The sequence below is a fragment of the Acinetobacter sp. Lyrl_1 genome (assembly GCF_051948795.1).
Classification (GTDB): Bacteria; Pseudomonadota; Gammaproteobacteria; order Pseudomonadales; family Moraxellaceae; genus Acinetobacter; species Acinetobacter towneri.
Window position 1 is genome coordinate 1 of the sequence record NZ_JAYJLK010000111.1, and the last position, 557, is coordinate 557.

Sequence of the window (557 nt, forward strand, 5' to 3'; positions counted from 1 at the left end):
TCTCGCCAATAATATTTCATCTGCTTCCATACCATCTCGATTCGATTTAACTCAGGGCTATAAGCTGGAATAAAATACAAATTCGTCGAAAAGTTACTTTTAAGTAGCTCTCTGTAATCAGCCATCTTTTTACTTCTATGAATCGAGGCATTATCAACAATAAGAACCAATGGAAGGTTATAAGTCTGTTTTACTTGTTGAGCTATTCCAGTTAAATAGGCATAAAACCAAGTGCTTGTAACTGACTCTTGTAAACAACTTGTCACCAGTTTCCCCGTTGAAAGCAAACACCCCATGACATTAACTCGTTTTAATCTTATTGCATCAACCGCATGAACATCACCTATCTTTGTCCACGCATAGCGGTTATCAGGTGTAGATGAAAACCCTGTTTCATCAACATAACCTAATATAATTTCACCACGTGCCGCTTGCTCTCGTAATTTTTCAATCTGCTGTGTTGCTTGTTCAAATGCAATCGGATCTCTTTTTTTTCAAGCTATGACGGGTACGCTTGAAGACCATACCTGAATCACGTAAAAACTTACGAATGGTTT

General features: G+C 37.7%; 1 protein-coding gene and 1 pseudogene. Both read right to left on the minus strand.

Annotation, left to right across the window (positions count from 1 at the left end; genetic code table 11):
- The coding region (locus tag VF675_RS13770) for an IS630 family transposase (protein ID WP_440205395.1) at positions 1-479 on the minus strand (479 nt) is incomplete at its 3' end.
- Positions 469-557 (minus strand): annotated as a pseudogene (locus VF675_RS13775) (helix-turn-helix domain-containing protein); the annotation flags it as partial. The gene VF675_RS13770 and the pseudogene VF675_RS13775, both read right to left, overlap by 11 nt.